This window comes from Vibrio sp. 2304, assembly GCF_033339475.1.
GTDB classification, from domain to species: Bacteria; Pseudomonadota; Gammaproteobacteria; order Enterobacterales; family Vibrionaceae; genus Vibrio; species Vibrio alginolyticus.
In genome coordinates, this window is record NZ_JAWOUQ010000161.1 from 1 (window position 1) to 501 (window position 501).

The following is a 501-nucleotide window of genomic DNA, read 5'->3' on the forward strand; positions in this document are numbered from 1 at the left end:
TGGTTGCGCTGAAAAAAGCGAAACCGACTCAGGCTAAAGGCGTGTACATCAAGAAAGTTAGCATCTCCACCACCATGGGTGCTGGTGTTGCCGTTGATCAGTCCGGTCTGACTGCGACTGTGGCGAACTAATATTCGCCTTTACGTGGGCGGTGATTTTGTCTACAATCTTACCCCCACGATTCTGTCAATAAGACAGACGCTATGCGAGTCATTTGAATTGCAGCAAGGCAGCAATCGAGTGAATCACCGGGAGTGTAGTTAACTACATGACCGGTGTGAACGAGAGCAGCTAACGCCGCTGCGGTTCGAAGGACGAAGTCATAGGAAGAATTTGTTCGTTGGAGCCTGGCCTATCCAGGCCTCCGTCGAAGACCGCAGGTGTTTCGCAAGAAACTTAATCCCCTGCGTAGACGGTGACAGAACGCTAAGATTATTTTTGGATATTCTGGCTTGTTTCTGCTCACCGTATTTAGACGCTCTTTTCGTTGAATTGAGTGAA

1 pseudogene is annotated in these 501 nt (G+C 48.9%); it reads left to right on the top strand.

Features of this window, described 5'->3' with window-relative positions:
- Positions 1-131, top strand: a pseudogene (gene rplA, locus R7P64_RS24800) (50S ribosomal protein L1); the annotation flags it as partial.
- Between the last annotated feature and the right edge of the window lie 370 nt (positions 132-501).